Consider the following 15,723-nt stretch of genomic DNA (forward strand, 5'->3'; position numbering starts at 1 on the left):
TGAACTCAATCATCAGGGACTACAACATGAGCCAGGCATTAGAAAAACTGCTCGATCTGCTCGATTTGGAGAAAATTGAAGAAGGGATCTTCCGGGGCCAAAGTGAAGATCTGGGCTTGCGCCAGGTATTTGGTGGTCAGGTTGTCGGTCAGGCTATTTATGCGGCAAAACAAACCGTCCCTATTGATCGGCTCGTCCATTCATTTCACAGCTATTTTCTGCGCCCAGGGGACAGCAGCAAACCCATCATTTATGACGTAGAAACATTACGCGATGGCAATAGTTTCAGCGCCCGTCGGATCAGCGCGATTCAGAATGGTAAACCTATCTTCTATATGACGGCGTCGTTCCAGAGTCAGGAAAATGGTTTTGAACACCAAAATACTATGCCAGATGTCCCACCGCCGGAGGGATTGATGTCGGAAACCGAGATTGCCCGCCAATTTGCTCATCTGATCCCCGAAAAAGTGCGGGAGAAGTTTATTGGCAATCAGCCGATTGAAATGCGCCCGGTGAAATTCCATAACCCACTGCAAGGTTCAAAAGCAGAACCTAACCGCTACGTCTGGTTCCGCGCCAATGGCCAAATGCCGGATGACTTGCGCGTTCACCAGTATTTGCTGGGTTATGCTTCTGATTTCAATTTCTTGCCAACGGCCTTACAGCCTCACGGCATTGGCTTCCTTGAACCAGGCGTGCAAATTGCCACCATTGATCATTCCATGTGGTTCCACCGCCCATTCCGGCTTGATGATTGGCTGCTATATGCAGTAGAAAGCACTTCAGCCTCTGGGGCTCGTGGTTTTGTTCGCGGGCAAATCTATAATCGGGAAGGAGTCTTGGTCGCCTCTACCGTGCAGGAAGGTGTAATTCGTTTACATCGGTAATCGCCATCAATAATAAGGGGCGATGTCGCCATCGCCCCTGTTGCTACCATTATTATTATTTATTCTGCTGCCATTCTTAGTTTACTGATTATAGGCATTTTCGCCGTGGCTATTAACATCCAGACCTTCGCGTTCTTGCTCTTCGGGTACCCGCAGGCCAACCACCAGGTCAGCAATTTTGTAGGCGACGAAAGCAACGACACCAGACCAGACCAAACACACGCCCACGCTAAATAATTGCACACCGACTTGATGCCCCATGGTGACGCCAGCCGCGTAACCGGTACCGCCTAATGAAGCAGAGGTGAAGACGCCGGTCAGGATACAACCGACAATCCCGCATACACCGTGGACACCAAACACATCACAGGTATCATCCACCCGCAGCCATTTCTTCAGCAAAACCACACCCCATAGACCGGCAACACCACCCACCAGGCCGATAATCAGTGCGCCGCCAACACCGACAGTCCCTGCCGCCGGTGTAATCGCCACCAAACCGGCGATACAACCTGAACAAGCACCTAACAGTGATGGTTTACCACGTAAAATCCACTCAGCAAATACCCAAGAAAGAATGGCACCCGCTGTCGCGACAACTGTATTCAAGAAAGCTAATGCAGCAATTTCGTTAGCGGCGCTAGCTGAACCGGCGTTGAAACCAAACCAGCCGATATACAGAATTGCAGTCCCGGTGAACACCATCGGTAAGTTGTGTGGTTTGAAAGCTTCTTTACCAAAACCGGCACGTTTACCCAGTAAGTAAGCCCCTACCAACCCGGCAATCGCGGCATTAATATGCACCACTGTGCCGCCCGCGAAGTCCAGAGCGCCGTCCAGTGCCAGGAAACCGCCGCCCCAGACCATGTGCGCCATTGGCAGGTATGAGAAAGTGAACCACAACACGGCAAAAATAAGCACCGCAGAGAAGCGGATTCGCTCAGCAAATGAACCGACCACCAATGCAACTGTGATACAGGCGAATGAAGCCTGGAACACCACATGGATATATTGGTAGAAAGTGCCACTCAAGCTAGTCAGGCCAATACCTTTGAGCATCGCCATATCAAAGTTACCGAAGAATGCGTTGCCGGTACTGAACGCCAGACTGTAGCCATACAAAATCCACAAAACACAAATCAGCGCAAAGGTCACCATGACCTGAGTCATCATCGACAATACGTTTTTGGAACGCAGCAGGCCGCCGTAGAACAGGGCAATACCGGGGACCGTCATAAACAGCACCAACGCGGTGCAAATCATCATAAAGGCATTATCTGCTTTGTCAGCTACCACCGGTGCAGCAGCCATTGCCAAAGAGGGCAGCATTGCTACCGAACTCAGGCCCAACACGGATAAAAGTTTTTTCATCATCAACCCATCCCTATTCACTAAATTTGAGCCTGCAAATTACAGTGCTGCTTCGTCTGTTTCGCCGGTACGGATGCGAATAACACGTTGCAATTCAGCAACGAAAATTTTGCCGTCACCAATTTTGCCGGTATAAGCGGCCTTACTGATAACATCAATAACTTCATCCAATTGATCATCAGCAATCGCGATATCAATCTTTACTTTGGGTAAAAAATTGACGCTGTATTCCGCTCCCCGATAGAGTTCTGCATGTCCTTTCTGGCGACCAAATCCTTTCACTTCGGTTACGGTCAACCCTTGAATACCTACAGAGGACAAGGCTTCACGCACATCTTCTAGCTTAAATGGTTTGATAACCACGGTAACCAGCTTCATATTTGCCCCTTCTCGAATTAAATTGAATTCATGTCTGCCACAAAAGAAGTAAAGCAAAGGCTATGCCATAAATAATATTGACGAGAATTTAATGCAAAAAGGGCGGGTTGATGGGGGTTGAGATGTACAGCACGACAGCGGTGTCACTAGATAGAGAGGATTGAACAGTTTTTACGCACCAAATTAGTGCGACGCGCGTCGCAAAAGTGCACCACGATATCTTCGCGCGCTTGTGTTGTCTGATTATGGTGCGGCAATGCTTCTTGATAGGTATTCGCTGGGCTATTGGCTGAAAGAAAAATAACAGAAATGAAATGGAAAATAGCGGGAAGCTGCGAGGACATCGCCCCCGCAGCTTATTCTTTAACTTATCGCAGTTTCGATTTGGTCAATGGCCGCCAAATCTTCACTGACTAATTGCAATTGATACATTTGATAATAGCGCCCATGTGCCGCCAGCAACTCTTGATGCTTACCCTGCTCAACAGCTACACCACGGTGCAATACCAAAATAGTATCCGCCTCGACAATGGTCGAAAGGCGGTGAGCTATCACCACCAAGGTGGTGTTTTTGCGGATCAATTGCAAAGCTCGCTGAATGGCTTGCTCTGTGCCAGAGTCAATATTAGCCGTCGCTTCATCCAAAATAAGAATCTGTGGTGCCTGCACCAATACTCGTGCCATCGCCAAAAGCTGCTTTTGCCCGACTGACAAGGTGTTGCCCTGCTCTCCAAGCAAACTGTGCAACCCATCTGGCAATTCACGGACCAGCGGAGCCAATTGCACAGTTTCCAGCGCATCCCACACTTGCTGCTCACTAATATCACGGCCTAATGTCACATTAGCAAAAAATGAATCGGCTAATACCACTGGATCTTGTTGCACCATAGCCACACCCTGGCGCAATGTTTGATGTGATAATTCAGATAGTGGCCGACCATCAAGTAAAATCTCACCTTGCTGCACCGGATAATAGCCCATCAACAAATTTGCCAGGGTGCTCTTGCCACTGCCAGTATGCCCAACCAGCGCGATAAACCCATGCGAAGGCACATCCAGGGAAATATTTTGCAGCACCATTTTATCGTGGCGATAAGCAAAGCTGACATTATTAACCTGAATACGGCCGCTCGTCAGTGGACGGTCATCAGTGCCATAGCCTTGTTGGGCGCTGTCCATCAGCTCGAAAATACGCTCCCCTGCAACCACTGCTTGCTGCATGACCGACTGCTGTGATGTCAATTCAATCAATGGTTCATTGAGACGACCAAGGTAGTTGATAAACGCATACAGCACCCCGACCCCCACAGAACCCTCTGGACTGAAGCCGAAAAGCAGCAATAAACCACACAGCACCATGGCTGAAAATAGACTCAGCAATGGGCGCAATAAAAAGCCTTCCAGACGCAACGTTTGCATCCGCGCCTTATAATGAGCGAGATTAGTAGACGCCATGCGCTCACCAAAACGTACTTGCTGGCGAAACTGTTGGATAACGCCCATTCCGTTAATGACTTCATTAAAACCGTCATTAATATCCGCTAAATAGGCTCGAACCCGACGGACGACCGGTGTGCTATAACGTTGATAAATCGCCATAACCACCAGCACTGCGGGAAAAATACAGATCGAAATCAGCGCCATGCGCCAATCCAGGCTGAACATTGCCACCAGCATCGCGCCAATTAGTGCCGCACTTTTCAATACCGTCGACACCACCATCACATACAAATCTTTTATGACTTCGGTGTCGTTCGTTACGCGGGAAATCAATTGCCCGACAGGTTGGGTATCAAAAGCACTGAGAGGCTGGCGCAAAGCTGCATCCATCACTTCAATCCTGAGCCGTTGAACCACACCGACTGCCGCGCGATTAAACAATAATGCTTGAAAATAGTGCAATGTGGCTGCCAGTAATTGCAGTAGCAAATAAGCCAAAGCCAACCCACTGACCAACCCCAGCGGCAAAGTGCCTTTCGCCACCACGTGGTCAATGAAATAACTGATCAACAGAGGGCCACTGACCTCAGCAGCCGCAGCAATCCACAGCATCAGAACCGCCAACCCTAATGGCTTGCGATAAGGGGAACCATAGGAAAGCAGGCGTTTTAGTGTCGGCCAAAGTTGCTTAACTTTACTCATCGGTTTTGGCCTCCGACTCACCGTCATCCAATGCCGCCTCCAATTGCTGATAGCGATACATTTCCCGATACCACCCAGACTGATTCACCAAAACATTATGAGTACCGCGTTGCATCACCCCGCCGTGCTGCATCACCAGAATTTCGCTGGCTTCAGTTAAGGCAGAAAGGCGGTGTGCGCTGATAATCACGGTACGATGTTCGCCCCACTCGCGCAGATTCTTTAAGATTTCATGTTCGGTTTGACCATCAACCGCAGAGAGCGCGTCATCGAGGATCAGAATTTCAGTCTCCAATAGCAGCGCTCGGGCGATAGAAATCCGCTGTTTTTGTCCACCGGACAGCATCACACCGCGCTCGCCCACTTCCGTGTCATACCCCTGAGGAAGACGTAAAATATCTTCATGCACACTGGCTAAGCGGGCAGCCCGTTCGATTTGATCTTGGGTCGCATCAGGTTTACCCAGTGCAATGTTGCCCGCGACGGTATCAGAGAATAAAAATGGCGTCTGGCTGACCACGGATAAGCGCCCACGCCAGTCATGCAAACGGATATCAGACAGCGGATGCCCTTGATAGCAAATCGCGCCGTCATCAATATCAAATTGCCGCTGAATCAGTGCCAGCAAGGTGCTTTTGCCAGACCCCGTTGGCCCACATAACCCAAGCATCTGCCCTGGAGCTAGTTTCAGTGCGACATCATGCAGAGCGGGCTGTTTGGCTTCTGGATAATAGAAATGACGAATATTCACCGCCAAAGTACCGCGCTCGCTCGACAGTTCGATGTCACCATCTTGCACCACTGGCGCTTCTTCCAGCAAACTACGAATACGGCTATAAGCAGCACTGCCGCGTTCAACAATATTGAACATCCACGCCAGCGCCAACATCGGCCAAATCATTAAGCCTAAATACATAACAAAGCTGGTCAACTGCCCCAAGGTGATGCTGTGGTTAACCACCATCCAGCTACCACCGCCAATAGCCAATAAATTTGCGATACCGATAGCAATATAAATTGTCGGATCAAAACGAGCATCAATGCGGGCGACATACATATTTTTAGCACCCGCTTCTTCGGCAACCCGCGCAAATTGTTGTGATTGGTTCTCTTCCAGGCCAAAAGCTTTAATCATGCGAATGCTGGTGAGGCTTTCCTGCGCCTGATTATTAAGCGCAGAAAATGCCCCCTGAGCTGATTTGAAACGCTGATGCAGTTGGTCGCCGTAATATTTGATGACCACCGCCATGACCGGCATCGGGAGCAATGACAGCAAAGTTAATTGCCAGCTGATTTGGGTGCTCATGACAATCAATACCGCACACCCCATCACCAGCGAATCCACCAGTGTTAATACCCCCTCACCTGCGGCAAAGACCACGCGATCGACATCATTGGTAGCGCGCGCCATTAAATCACCGGTGCGGTGACGTAAATAAAAACCTGGGGCTTGTCGGCTAAGTTGGCGATAAAAATTGCCGCGTAATTCCACAGCCAATTGATAGGAAGCACCAAAAAGTAAAACGCGCCAAACATAACGCAGCAGATAGACCACGATAGCCGTCACTAGCATCACGCAAACCCATACCAATAACATATTGGTCGACATCTGTTTTGTGCTGATGCCATCAACAATTACCCCTACCAACTTAGGTGGTAATAATTGCAGGATAGCAATAATGATCAGCAATAGTACCGCTCCCACATAGCGGCGCCACTCACGGCGGAAATACCAGCCTAATTGTGCAAACAATCTCACTCAGTTTTATTCCATGGTCTGACACCGAATAACATCGGTATTTGCTCGCTAAATGCGACAGGGCAGTAGAATACCATCGTTAAAATGGTTTTTTATACCCAATAGATGCCAAGCAACCCACACTCCGCAGTTTGAAAAATGACAGGAATCACTCAGGTACAGGCAACGCAGTGGTGTATTTAATTTTTTCCATTGCAAAGCTGGATGTTACATCAATCAACCCCGGCACACCGTTCACCATGCGTTTGTAAAAGTTGTCATAACTCTTCATATCAGCGACTTCAACCTGCATCAAATAGTCGTACTCCCCCGCCATTCGATAAAATGCCAGCACCTCTGGCATTTGCTTGGTGAACTCGACGAACTCCTGATACCAATCGCTATTATGCTGCTGTGTTTTGATCAGCACAAATGCCGTGAGTCCTAATCCTAACTTTTCGCTATCTAACAATGCCACTCGCCTGCGGATAAACCCATCATCCTCAAGGCGCTTCAAACGTTTCCAGCAAGGTGTAGAAGTCAAATTGACAGCTTCGGCCAGCACTTGCAGTGATTGCGTGCAATCTTCTTGCAACATACACAGGAGCTTACGGTCAGTTTTATCTAACATAGCGAATAACCATAGAATAAATTTCTACCATTTGGCGATAAAGAAGTAAAAATGGCAACGTTTTTTTCTTTGATAACCGTTAACCTAGTCATCATTAGTTTACTACCTACATCGCAGGCCATAAAATGACCAACACTTGGGTAAAAAATGCTATCAGTGAAATAGAAGCTGATTTTCAACGCTCCGCTGATACCCACCTAATCCGCTTAAATCTGCCCGAATTTCCCGGCATTTATCTCTATTTAAAAGATGAAAGTACACATCCAACCGGTAGCTTAAAGCACCGTTTGGCCCGCTCTTTGTTTCTCTATGGCCTATGTAATGGCTGGATCAAAGAAGACACCACAATAATAGAAGCCTCATCAGGGAGCACCGCGGTGTCAGAGGCCTATTTTGCCCGCCTGATTGGTTTGCCATTTATTGCAGTAATGCCAAGTTGTACTGCTCGACGTAAAGTGGAGCAAATCACTTTCTATGGTGGGCGCTGCCATTTTGTCGACCATGCCGGGCAAATTTATGCTGCATCCGAGCAATTGGCACGTGAGCTTAACGGCCATTATATGGACCAATTCACTTATGCTGAGCGGGCAACTGATTGGCGTGGGAATAATAACATTGCCGATAGTATCTTCCGCCAAATGGCCCGCGAACCACACCCAATTCCTAACTATATTGTCATGAGCGCCGGCACTGGCGGCACCTCCGCCACTTTGGGGCGCTACATTCGCTATCAAGGGCATGACACCCAACTGATGGTGGTCGATCCGGAAAACTCAGTTTTTTATGATTGTTTCTGTCACCGTGACCGTACAGTCACAGGCAGTTGTGGTAGCCGGATTGAGGGGATTGGTCGGCCACGTGCTGAGCCTTCATTCATCCCAGAAGTGATCGACAGCATGTTACGGGTTCCTGATGCCGCCAGTGTTGCCACCATCCATTGGTTGGAGGGTATATTGGGCCGCAAAGTGGGTGCATCCACCGGCACTAACGTTTGGGGAGCATTACAATTAGCTAAACAAATGCGCGAGCAGGGCCAAACAGGTGCTATCGTGACGCTACTCTGTGACAGCGGCGAGCGTTATCTCGATACTTATTACGATCCTCAGTGGGTAAGCAACAATATCGGCGATTTAACATCTTATCGCAATGAATTAAATAACCTTTAACTCATTGATAAAAGGGCCTTAATATAGGCCCTTTGAGGAAGAAAAAAACCGGATGGTTATCCGGCTGGCTAATAGCTACACCCAAGGTTCAGTTTAAAGAACCAAGGGCATATGACCTCAGAATTCGGGGGAATAGGTGAGGTGTGGTGAACTTAGCCAATGTTGCAAATAGTGAGCTACGCCTTGTTCCTCGCAGCGACCAATAATCTGTAATTGAGGTAACTCTTGCTTCAATTGCGGTAATGCATTTCCCATCACTAGCCCACGGCCGACTCGCGACAACATTTCTTTATCATTCATCGCATCGCCAAACGCCATGCAATCAGCCAAGGTTAAATCAAGATGATGGCTTAATCGCTCTAAAGCCGCCCCTTTATTACAACCACGAGGCAACATTTCGAGGCACTCCTCGGCCGAGAAACAAAAATCAGCTTTTTCGCCCATTTGCTGCTCAAGCTGAATCTTAAGTTCAGCTAGCTCTTGATGTGACGCAATAAAGCAAACTTTGTGATTACCCGTCATCGGTAATGCATCCAGCGTGGTCAGTTGGAACTGAAAACTACTGGTTTTATGGGCCGCCAGTAATGCTGGATCATTGTAATTAGTGAACCAACCATCATCACGGAAGATATGAACACTGGCATTTGTCTGCCATGGGGTACGCAGCACAAACTCCACCAGCTCTGCCGGTAAATCCATACCATCTAAATGCACTCCATCCATGTCACACACTCGAGTGCCATTGCCAGTAATTAAATAACCGTTAATGCCTGAATGAGACAGAATGCCTTTCATATCAAGGTAATGCCGACCAGTGGCAAATGTCAGGATCACTCCGCTCTCCACTAACTGGTGTAACGCATTCAATGTCGCGCCGCCAATCTTATGGTCGCGCATTAGCAAGGTTCCATCCATATCAAAAGCGGCTAAACGGTACATTTAAAACCTCATAAAGAGTGAAACTGGTGATATGTATAAAATTATGGCGTAGTATTTACGGAACTAATAGTGAACAAATAATTTAAACTATTCCGGATTTAATTATGCGCATTATACATCGGCTCACCCAATATCAGCGCCTATACCAAAAGTTCGGAGATAACTTAGCGGCGACTACCGTCGGTGAGGTTGCTGGCCTGCTGTTTTGCAGCGAACGTCATGCTCGCACCTTAATACAACAGCTACAGGCTAATGAGTGGCTCAGTTGGCATTCACAGGTGGGTCGGGGAAAACGGGCACAACTGCAATGTCTGAAAAACCCCGATGCACTTCGGGCAGCCTATCTACAGGTGTTTCTCGAACAAGGTGATAGCCAGGCTGCACTCGAATTGGCTCAACTGGCACCCGACCGCCTACAAGCCTTGCTGAACCCTCATATGGGCGGGCAATGGCAAGCAGACAGCCCTGTATTGCGTATTCCTTATTACCGTACACTTGAACCCTTAAACCCACTCACCGCCATAGGGAGGGCCGAACAACACCTGATTTATACCTTACACGCGGGCCTGACCCGTTTTAACACCGGTGACCCTCAGCCCAAACCGGATCTGGCTCACCACTGGCAAGTCAGTGATGATGGTTTAACCTGGCGCTTCTTTTTGCGTAGTCAGTTGCGTTGGCATAATGGGGAACGCCTTCACGGCCAGCAATTATTGCAGACGCTGATGTTACTGCGGGAAAATACGCGCAGCCAACCCAGTTTTGCCAATATCCTGACCATCACCCTCCCCCACGCTTTATGTTTGCAATTTACACTTTCTCAGCCGGATTACTGGTTAGCTCATCGATTGGCTGATTTACCCTGCCGCTTATTTCATCCAGACCACCCCCTGCTGGGCGCAGGTCCTTTTAAGTTGGCGACTTTCGAACAGCATCTGGTACGGCTAGAACAACATGAATTCTACCATTTGCAGCACCCTTATCTGGAGATTATCGAGTATTGGATAACCCCGAGTCTGATGGAGCACTCAGCCGACGGGGGTTGCCAACATCCGGTGCGTATTACCATCGGTCAGGAAGAGGACTTCCCTTTAGCACGCCCCGTCCAGCGCAGTATGAGCCTGGGATTTTGTTATCTGGCAATTAATCAGCACCGCAGTGATATGACTCCGCAGCAAATAGCCAAGTTGCTGATGTTAGTGCAAACCTCCGGCATATTGGAGGAGCTATCAATCCGACGCGGAATCATAACGCCAAGCCATGAAATGCTGCCGGGCTGGCCAATCCCGAAGTTTAAGGCTGATGAAGACCCCCAGTTGCCAGCCCATCTGATACTGATATATCAGCCACCAATGGAGCTAAAAAGTGTCGCCGAGCAACTAAAAACAGTATTGGCAGCACAAGGTTGTACCTTAGAAATCCGTGCTAGCGACGATAAACAGTGGAAAGATACCCGCCAAATTGAAAAGGCTGATTTATTATTAGCAGACCATTTAGTCGGTGAATCACCTGAAGCCGCAATGGAAAGCTGGCTCCGGCTTGATCCACTGTGGCGTGGCATACTCTCACCACAGCAACGGGAACAGCAGCAAGACACGCTAGCTCACATTCAGCAAATCGAACTGGCTCCAGAACGTTTTCGCCAATTACGGGAACACTATAATAACCTGATGTTGTCCGGGCTGATTCTGCCGCTGTTCAACTATCAATATCAGGTCAATGCCCCACCACGAATTAATGGTGTAACATTAACAGGTTACGGTTGGTTCGACTTCAGCCAAGCATGGTTACCCCCACAACAACCTGATAACCAAACTCAGGCAGCTACCTTTTCTAGCACTATCTGAGTACCATACTGCCAGTTTTTAATTTTGCTGTGAGATTAGCTAGTTAAAGCTCACAGCCGTACGAGGTAACAGTATGAAACGTGCCGTAGTTGTTTTTAGTGGTGGGCAAGATTCCACAACCTGCTTAATTCAAGCATTACAGCAGTATGATGAAGTCCACTGCATAACGTTCGATTACGGGCAGCGACACCGTACAGAAATCGATGTTGCTCGCGATTTGGCAATTCAACTGGGCGCTAAAGCGCACAAAGTGTTGGATGTGACGATGCTCAATGAGCTAGCGGTCAGCAGCCTGACTCGAGACAGTATTCCCGTCCCAATCCACAATGAAGAGGCTGGAGATTCACTTCCCAGCACATTTGTTCCTGGCCGTAATATTCTTTTTCTGACCTTGGCGGCCATTTATGCTTATCAGGTACAAGCCCAAGCGGTTATTACTGGCGTCTGCGAAACAGATTTCTCCGGTTACCCAGATTGTCGGGATGAATTCGTTAAGGCCCTTAACCATGCAATAGATTTAGGTATTGGTCGAGATATAGCATTCATCACCCCGCTGATGTGGCTTGATAAAGCCGAGACATGGGCATTGGCAGATTATTATCAGCAACTTGATCGCGTCCGTCATGACACCCTAACCTGCTACAATGGGATTCAGGGTGATGGCTGCGGTCAATGTGCTGCCTGCCACTTACGCGCCAAAGGGCTAGAGTTCTATCTGGCTAATAAATCTAAAGTTTTATTGAGCTTAAAACAAAAAACCGGGCTGGTTTGATCTTGTACTCCAGTGTGACTACCTGAGCGAAATCACTGCCCTGCGCTCACGACCTCGCTCAATCAGAGCGAGGTAGGTCTAGATTAATATTAATCACAGTTTCCTTTTAGCGCCCTCGATTAACAAACTCCTGAAGCTTTTCATGCAATTCCCCATCAATGGGTAATGCCTTTTGGCTATGCAGGTCGATACAAACAAAAGTCAACTCTGCATCAGCTATCGGAATTAACTCAGGTTCCAGCGTGACAATTTGTTTCATCACACCACTTTTCCCATTCAACTTTAACAGTTGGCTATCTATCCGCAATAAGTCACCCAAGACTGCGGGTTTACGATAGTTAATATTGATATTAACTACTATAAAAGCGATTTGATTTTCAGCCATCCATTGCGCGGCTGGCTCCCCTTCAAGCCATTCCCAACGCGCTTCTTCGAGAAACTCTAAGTAGCGGGCATTATTAACATGTTGAAAAACATCAATATGAAAACCCCTAACTTTGATATGAGTATGCATGGCGACGAGCTTCTCCAAACAGTTAATCGTAATAATAAAGTGATAACCACAACTGGTATGACCTCGAAAGAAAGACTAGCAGAGGAAAGTCACTTCATAGAATGCTTACTATATAATTAGGATTAACATCACAATAATTCAGATTAACGTCACATTTTTACCGGACAGTTGCGCCTTACATTATGGAATACTGGGCATTGTTTGTGATGAAAGAGCCAGACAAATACTCACTAATACCCGCCTGACTCTTTTATAACTGACGTCTACATTCTCAGCTTGCCGCGATTTCTCTCTAAGAAAGAGGGGCCAATACCCGGAACTTCAAGTAATTGTTCTGCATCAGTGAAAAAACCGAACTGCTCGCGATAGTTCACAATGGCTTCGGCTTTCTTCCTGCCTATCCCGTTGAGGGACTGTGCCAACTGTTCCGCATCAGCGCTATTAATATTGATTTGGTTCTGTGCGTTATCCAACGGATTGCCCACTGTAGCAGTTACAATCATTTTATCATGTGTGGTTTTTACCGGGGTTTTGGGTGCAAGATTACTCTTGGCCGTGATTTTGTCGGATGGGTTGAGAGCTTTACCCTCCGAGAGGCTGGGAGCGGCATAAGCCAAAGGCTGGATATTAAAACCTGCTAATAATGCGGCTATGACAAATAATTTTCCGATGAATTTCATGCTGTATCCTCCTTGTGTTTGACAGCATACCTACCTTGCCTCAGCCTCCGATTTGCCGCAAAGGGCAGATTTTAGATATGCGAAAGGCCGCCAAAGCGACCTTTCGTTGTTACATCGAATTGCAAATCAATGCGGAGCTTATTGCAATGATGACTTTATTGAGGTTGTTGTTGCTCCGCAGGACCCATCTTAATAGTGGCCTGTTTGCGCAAGTTCGCCATCAGTGCATCAAAGGTCACACCGCTAGACCCTTCTTCCATCTTCGCGACGAAGGCCTTCATCTCGCTTTCCGGCAATTTACCCGGAGTCACCGATAACAGCTCGATCAAGACGATGTTTTCTTGACGGTCCTGAGACAAGCCATACACCGGCTGGTCTTTTTGCGGATGAGGCAAGCTAAAGATAGTCTGTACTAATTGGTCATCATCTGGTGCTCGTGACAAGGTTTTCTGCTCACCGAAGCTAATACCAGCGGCTTTCATCGCTTCTTCGCCTTTGCCTTGCTTCAGCGCAGTCAGGATCTTCTCACCATCAACACGGGCCAATTGTTCTGCTTTCTGACGTTTTACCAGCTCGGCAACCTGATCACGAACTTGATCAAATGGCTCAATACCTTCAGGTTTGTGGCCGTCAATGCGGATAACAAAAGCACGGTCGCCATCAACGGTGATGACATCAGAGTTGCTGCCAGGTGCGCCATTCTCACCCACTAAGCCACCCTCAAAGATTGCTTGCACCACAGGTTTGAAATTAACCTCAGCTGGCACAGCATCACGGGTGAACCAGTCAGTTTGCTTAGCTTTAGCACCTGCGGCTTCTTCTGCCGACGCCAGAGATTCGTTGTCACTGGTAGCAGCTTCGCTTACTTTTTGCTGTAAGGCGTAATAAGCATCAACTGCTTTTTCCTGCTTAACCTGTTTAGCCAGTGCATCATGAACTTCTGACAACGGTTTTACCTGTGCAGGTTTGATATCGTTAAGACGAACAATCAAATAACCCACAGAAGATTTCACCACATCAGACAACTGACCTTTTTCAGTCAGATTGGCTTGTTTCAGCTCATCCGCGGTGGTTTCCGGCTCCAACCAACCCAATTCGCCGCCATTTTTGCGGGAAATAATGTCAGTCGATTTCTCTTTTGCCATAGCGGCAAAATCAGCGCCTTTTTTCAACTCATCCAATGCAGTTTTGGCTTCAGCTTCAGTTTTAAACTGAATAACACTGTAGTTACGTCGCTCTGGCTGGGTATAGGTGCTTTTATGCTGCTCGTAATATGCGGCGATATCTTCTTCAGTGATCGTGATTTTATCCAGCATCGCAGCGGCATCCATCGCAATGAAACTGATTTTCATTTGTTCAGGTGCAATGAAGCTATTTTTATTTTGGTCGTAATACGCTTGCAGTTCTTCATCAGTGACTTTCTGCTGCGCTTGAAGAGCTTTAAGGTCTAGCGTTGCCAGACGGACGTCACGCTGTTGTAAAATCAACGCTGACATCGCCTGTGCTTCGACAGGCAGTACAAAGCCAGTATCACCAAAGGCTTGTAGCAATTGCTGATTAACCAGCTGCTGGCGCTGTAATTGAGCGAATTGGTCTGGGGTGTAGCCCATGCGATTAACCAGCTCAAGATATTTGCTGTTGTCGAACTTACCATCAGTCTGGAAATAAGGTGCCTGGCGGATGGCATCTTTCACTTGTTCGTCACTGGCAGTCAGGCCTAATTTTTTAGCATATTGGTCGAGCAACATATTGTTGACCAATTGCCCAAGTACCTGCTGACGCAGTTGTAGCATGTAGCCTTCATTCGCAGCCAATGCGGAGAACTGTTCACCTAATTGCTGTTGCAAGCGGCCACGTTCACTCTGCACAGCCTGTTCTAACTGACCACGACTAATCTCTTGGCCATTAACTTTGGCTGCAAAGTCGTTGGAACCGCCAATCAAATAGCTGCCAACCCCAGTCAGGATAAAGGACAACATGATCAAGGCTAGAATGATTTTGAGCACGACGTTATTAGCAGCCGCGCGTAAATTGTCCATCATAATGTGACAATACTCCGCTGTAATATGGATAAAAACTGTTGCGCAGGTCTAAATAAACCCAGCATTCCTTGCGACAGCCCTTCATGCTGCTGCGCGAAAAAAAAGCGCATCATTAACGATGCGCCTTGTATCTTACCTTACCAGCTCAACTGCGTCAGGTTATTGTTTGCGTCAGGTTATTGTTTAACACAAACAATATTCGGCTACAGGTGATAATTGGCGCGGCAATCAGTTTACAGCGTCTTTCAAGCCTTTACCGGCGCGGAAACCTGGAACTTTAGCGGCTGGAATACTGATTTCTTTGCCTGTCTGAGGGTTACGGCCAGTACGTGCAGAACGCTCACGTACTGCAAAAGTACCAAAACCAACCAGAGCTACGTCATCCCCTTCTTTCAAAGATTCAGTAACAGAAGCAATAATTGCGTCCAACGCGCGTCCAGCGGCCGCTTTAGAAATATCAGCACCTGCGGCAATTTTGTCGATTAGTTGTGACTTATTCACTCTTTCATCCCCTTTAGAATTCTATTGTCGCGCCGAAAATCCCTACGGACAACACGACAGCGCAGCTGTTATATCAACCCTGCCCGACCTTAGCAAGCAGCCCAAAGGCTTAAAC

At 47.8% G+C, this 15,723-nt stretch carries 15 protein-coding genes; 4 read left to right on the forward strand and 11 right to left on the reverse strand.

From position 1 onward, the window contains the following. Window positions 1-26 precede the first annotated feature (26 nt). Window positions 27-887 (forward strand): acyl-CoA thioesterase II, encoded by an 861-nt coding sequence (gene tesB / locus OP863_RS14300; RefSeq protein ID WP_038631531.1) that lies wholly within the window; start codon window positions 27-29, stop codon window positions 885-887. Between the two features lie 81 nt (window positions 888-968). Here the strand turns inward: tesB and amtB are convergent, their stop codons facing one another. The 6 genes from amtB to OP863_RS14330 form a co-directional block, all read right to left on the reverse strand. After that, window positions 969-2,258, reverse strand: coding sequence for an ammonium transporter AmtB (amtB, locus tag OP863_RS14305; protein ID WP_038639390.1), 1,290 nt, complete (start codon window positions 2,256-2,258; stop codon window positions 969-971). Between the two features lie 39 nt (window positions 2,259-2,297). Continuing rightward, window positions 2,298-2,636 carry a P-II family nitrogen regulator gene (gene glnK / locus OP863_RS14310; protein WP_002208627.1) on the reverse strand — a complete coding sequence of 113 codons (339 nt, stop codon included), beginning with the start codon at window positions 2,634-2,636 and terminating at the stop codon, window positions 2,298-2,300. A 146-nt stretch (window positions 2,637-2,782) separates the two neighbouring features. Continuing rightward, window positions 2,783-2,980, reverse strand: a complete 198-nt coding sequence (locus OP863_RS14315; RefSeq protein ID WP_145589728.1) for a hypothetical protein — start codon at window positions 2,978-2,980, stop codon at window positions 2,783-2,785. Window positions 2,981-2,999: 19 nt separating this feature from the next. After that, window positions 3,000-4,778 (reverse strand): SmdB family multidrug efflux ABC transporter permease/ATP-binding protein, encoded by a 1,779-nt coding sequence (locus tag OP863_RS14320; protein ID WP_145589729.1) that lies wholly within the window; start codon window positions 4,776-4,778, stop codon window positions 3,000-3,002. Then, window positions 4,771-6,537 carry a SmdA family multidrug ABC transporter permease/ATP-binding protein gene (locus tag OP863_RS14325; protein ID WP_265525444.1) on the reverse strand — a complete coding sequence of 589 codons (1,767 nt, stop codon included), beginning with the start codon at window positions 6,535-6,537 and terminating at the stop codon, window positions 4,771-4,773. The genes OP863_RS14320 and OP863_RS14325 overlap by 8 nt, the downstream gene beginning before the upstream one ends. Window positions 6,538-6,685: 148 nt before the next feature. Beyond that, window positions 6,686-7,147 carry an Lrp/AsnC family transcriptional regulator gene (locus OP863_RS14330; RefSeq protein ID WP_038631524.1) on the reverse strand — a complete coding sequence of 154 codons (462 nt, stop codon included), beginning with the start codon at window positions 7,145-7,147 and terminating at the stop codon, window positions 6,686-6,688. Window positions 7,148-7,272: 125 nt separating this feature from the next. On the opposite strand from OP863_RS14330, the gene OP863_RS14335 reads away from it, so the two are divergent. Then, window positions 7,273-8,313: a PLP-dependent cysteine synthase family protein gene (locus tag OP863_RS14335; RefSeq protein WP_145589731.1), complete on the forward strand. Its 1,041-nt coding sequence runs from the start codon at window positions 7,273-7,275 to the stop codon at window positions 8,311-8,313. 117 nt (window positions 8,314-8,430) lie between these two features. Here OP863_RS14335 and cof read toward each other — a convergent pair whose 3' ends face one another. After that, window positions 8,431-9,252 (reverse strand): HMP-PP phosphatase, encoded by an 822-nt coding sequence (gene cof, locus OP863_RS14340; protein ID WP_145589732.1) that lies wholly within the window; start codon window positions 9,250-9,252, stop codon window positions 8,431-8,433. A gap of 104 nt (window positions 9,253-9,356) precedes the next feature. Between cof and OP863_RS14345 the strand changes: the two genes are divergently transcribed. Both OP863_RS14345 and queC read left to right on the forward strand, forming a co-directional pair. Further along, entirely contained in the window at window positions 9,357-11,099 is a 1,743-nt protein-coding gene (locus OP863_RS14345) for an SgrR family transcriptional regulator (RefSeq protein ID WP_145591269.1), read from the forward strand. Window positions 11,100-11,172: 73 nt separating this feature from the next. Then, a complete protein-coding gene (gene queC, locus OP863_RS14350; protein WP_038631516.1) occupies window positions 11,173-11,871 on the forward strand; it encodes a 7-cyano-7-deazaguanine synthase QueC in 699 nt (232 codons plus the stop codon). A gap of 106 nt (window positions 11,872-11,977) precedes the next feature. Here the strand turns inward: queC and OP863_RS14355 are convergent, their stop codons facing one another. The 4 genes from OP863_RS14355 to hupB form a co-directional block, all read right to left on the reverse strand. After that, window positions 11,978-12,385: a YbgC/FadM family acyl-CoA thioesterase gene (locus tag OP863_RS14355; RefSeq protein ID WP_145589735.1), complete on the reverse strand. Its 408-nt coding sequence runs from the start codon at window positions 12,383-12,385 to the stop codon at window positions 11,978-11,980. 263 nt (window positions 12,386-12,648) lie between these two features. Then, on the reverse strand, window positions 12,649-13,065 hold the full coding sequence (locus OP863_RS14360; protein WP_145589736.1) for a ComEA family DNA-binding protein: 417 nt from the start codon (window positions 13,063-13,065) through the stop codon (window positions 12,649-12,651). Window positions 13,066-13,220: 155 nt separating this feature from the next. After that, window positions 13,221-15,107: a peptidylprolyl isomerase gene (ppiD, locus tag OP863_RS14365; RefSeq protein ID WP_265525445.1), complete on the reverse strand. Its 1,887-nt coding sequence runs from the start codon at window positions 15,105-15,107 to the stop codon at window positions 13,221-13,223. Window positions 15,108-15,335: 228 nt separating this feature from the next. Continuing rightward, complete coding sequence (gene hupB / locus OP863_RS14370) at window positions 15,336-15,608, reverse strand: nucleoid-associated protein HU-beta (protein WP_004392663.1); 273 nt, start codon at window positions 15,606-15,608, stop codon at window positions 15,336-15,338. Window positions 15,609-15,723: the final 115 nt, after the last annotated feature.

This window comes from Yersinia sp. SCPM-O-B-9106 (C-191) (assembly GCF_026183365.1).
GTDB classification, from domain to species: domain Bacteria; phylum Pseudomonadota; class Gammaproteobacteria; order Enterobacterales; family Enterobacteriaceae; genus Yersinia; species Yersinia rochesterensis.

Excerpts from the sequence above, each read along its gene's own strand:
- amtB (WP_038639390.1), bottom strand. The coding sequence starts at position 2,258 with ATGAAAAAACTTTTATCCGTGTTGGGCCTGAGTTCGGTAGCAATGCTG.
- ppiD (WP_265525445.1), bottom strand. The coding sequence starts at position 15,107 with ATGATGGACAATTTACGCGCGGCTGCTAATAACGTCGTGCTCAAAATC.
- OP863_RS14335 (WP_145589731.1), top strand. The coding sequence starts at position 7,273 with ATGACCAACACTTGGGTAAAAAATGCTATCAGTGAAATAGAAGCTGAT.
- OP863_RS14320 (WP_145589729.1), bottom strand. The coding sequence starts at position 4,778 with ATGAGTAAAGTTAAGCAACTTTGGCCGACACTAAAACGCCTGCTTTCC.
- glnK (WP_002208627.1), bottom strand. The coding sequence starts at position 2,636 with ATGAAGCTGGTTACCGTGGTTATCAAACCATTTAAGCTAGAAGATGTG.
- OP863_RS14330 (WP_038631524.1), bottom strand. The coding sequence starts at position 7,147 with ATGTTAGATAAAACTGACCGTAAGCTCCTGTGTATGTTGCAAGAAGAT.
- cof (WP_145589732.1), bottom strand. The coding sequence starts at position 9,252 with ATGTACCGTTTAGCCGCTTTTGATATGGATGGAACCTTGCTAATGCGC.
- OP863_RS14360 (WP_145589736.1), bottom strand. The coding sequence starts at position 13,065 with ATGAAATTCATCGGAAAATTATTTGTCATAGCCGCATTATTAGCAGGT.
- queC (WP_038631516.1), top strand. The coding sequence starts at position 11,173 with ATGAAACGTGCCGTAGTTGTTTTTAGTGGTGGGCAAGATTCCACAACC.
- OP863_RS14345 (WP_145591269.1), top strand. The coding sequence starts at position 9,357 with ATGCGCATTATACATCGGCTCACCCAATATCAGCGCCTATACCAAAAG.
- tesB (WP_038631531.1), top strand. The coding sequence starts at position 27 with ATGAGCCAGGCATTAGAAAAACTGCTCGATCTGCTCGATTTGGAGAAA.
- OP863_RS14315 (WP_145589728.1), bottom strand. The coding sequence starts at position 2,980 with ATGTCCTCGCAGCTTCCCGCTATTTTCCATTTCATTTCTGTTATTTTT.
- OP863_RS14355 (WP_145589735.1), bottom strand. The coding sequence starts at position 12,385 with ATGCATACTCATATCAAAGTTAGGGGTTTTCATATTGATGTTTTTCAA.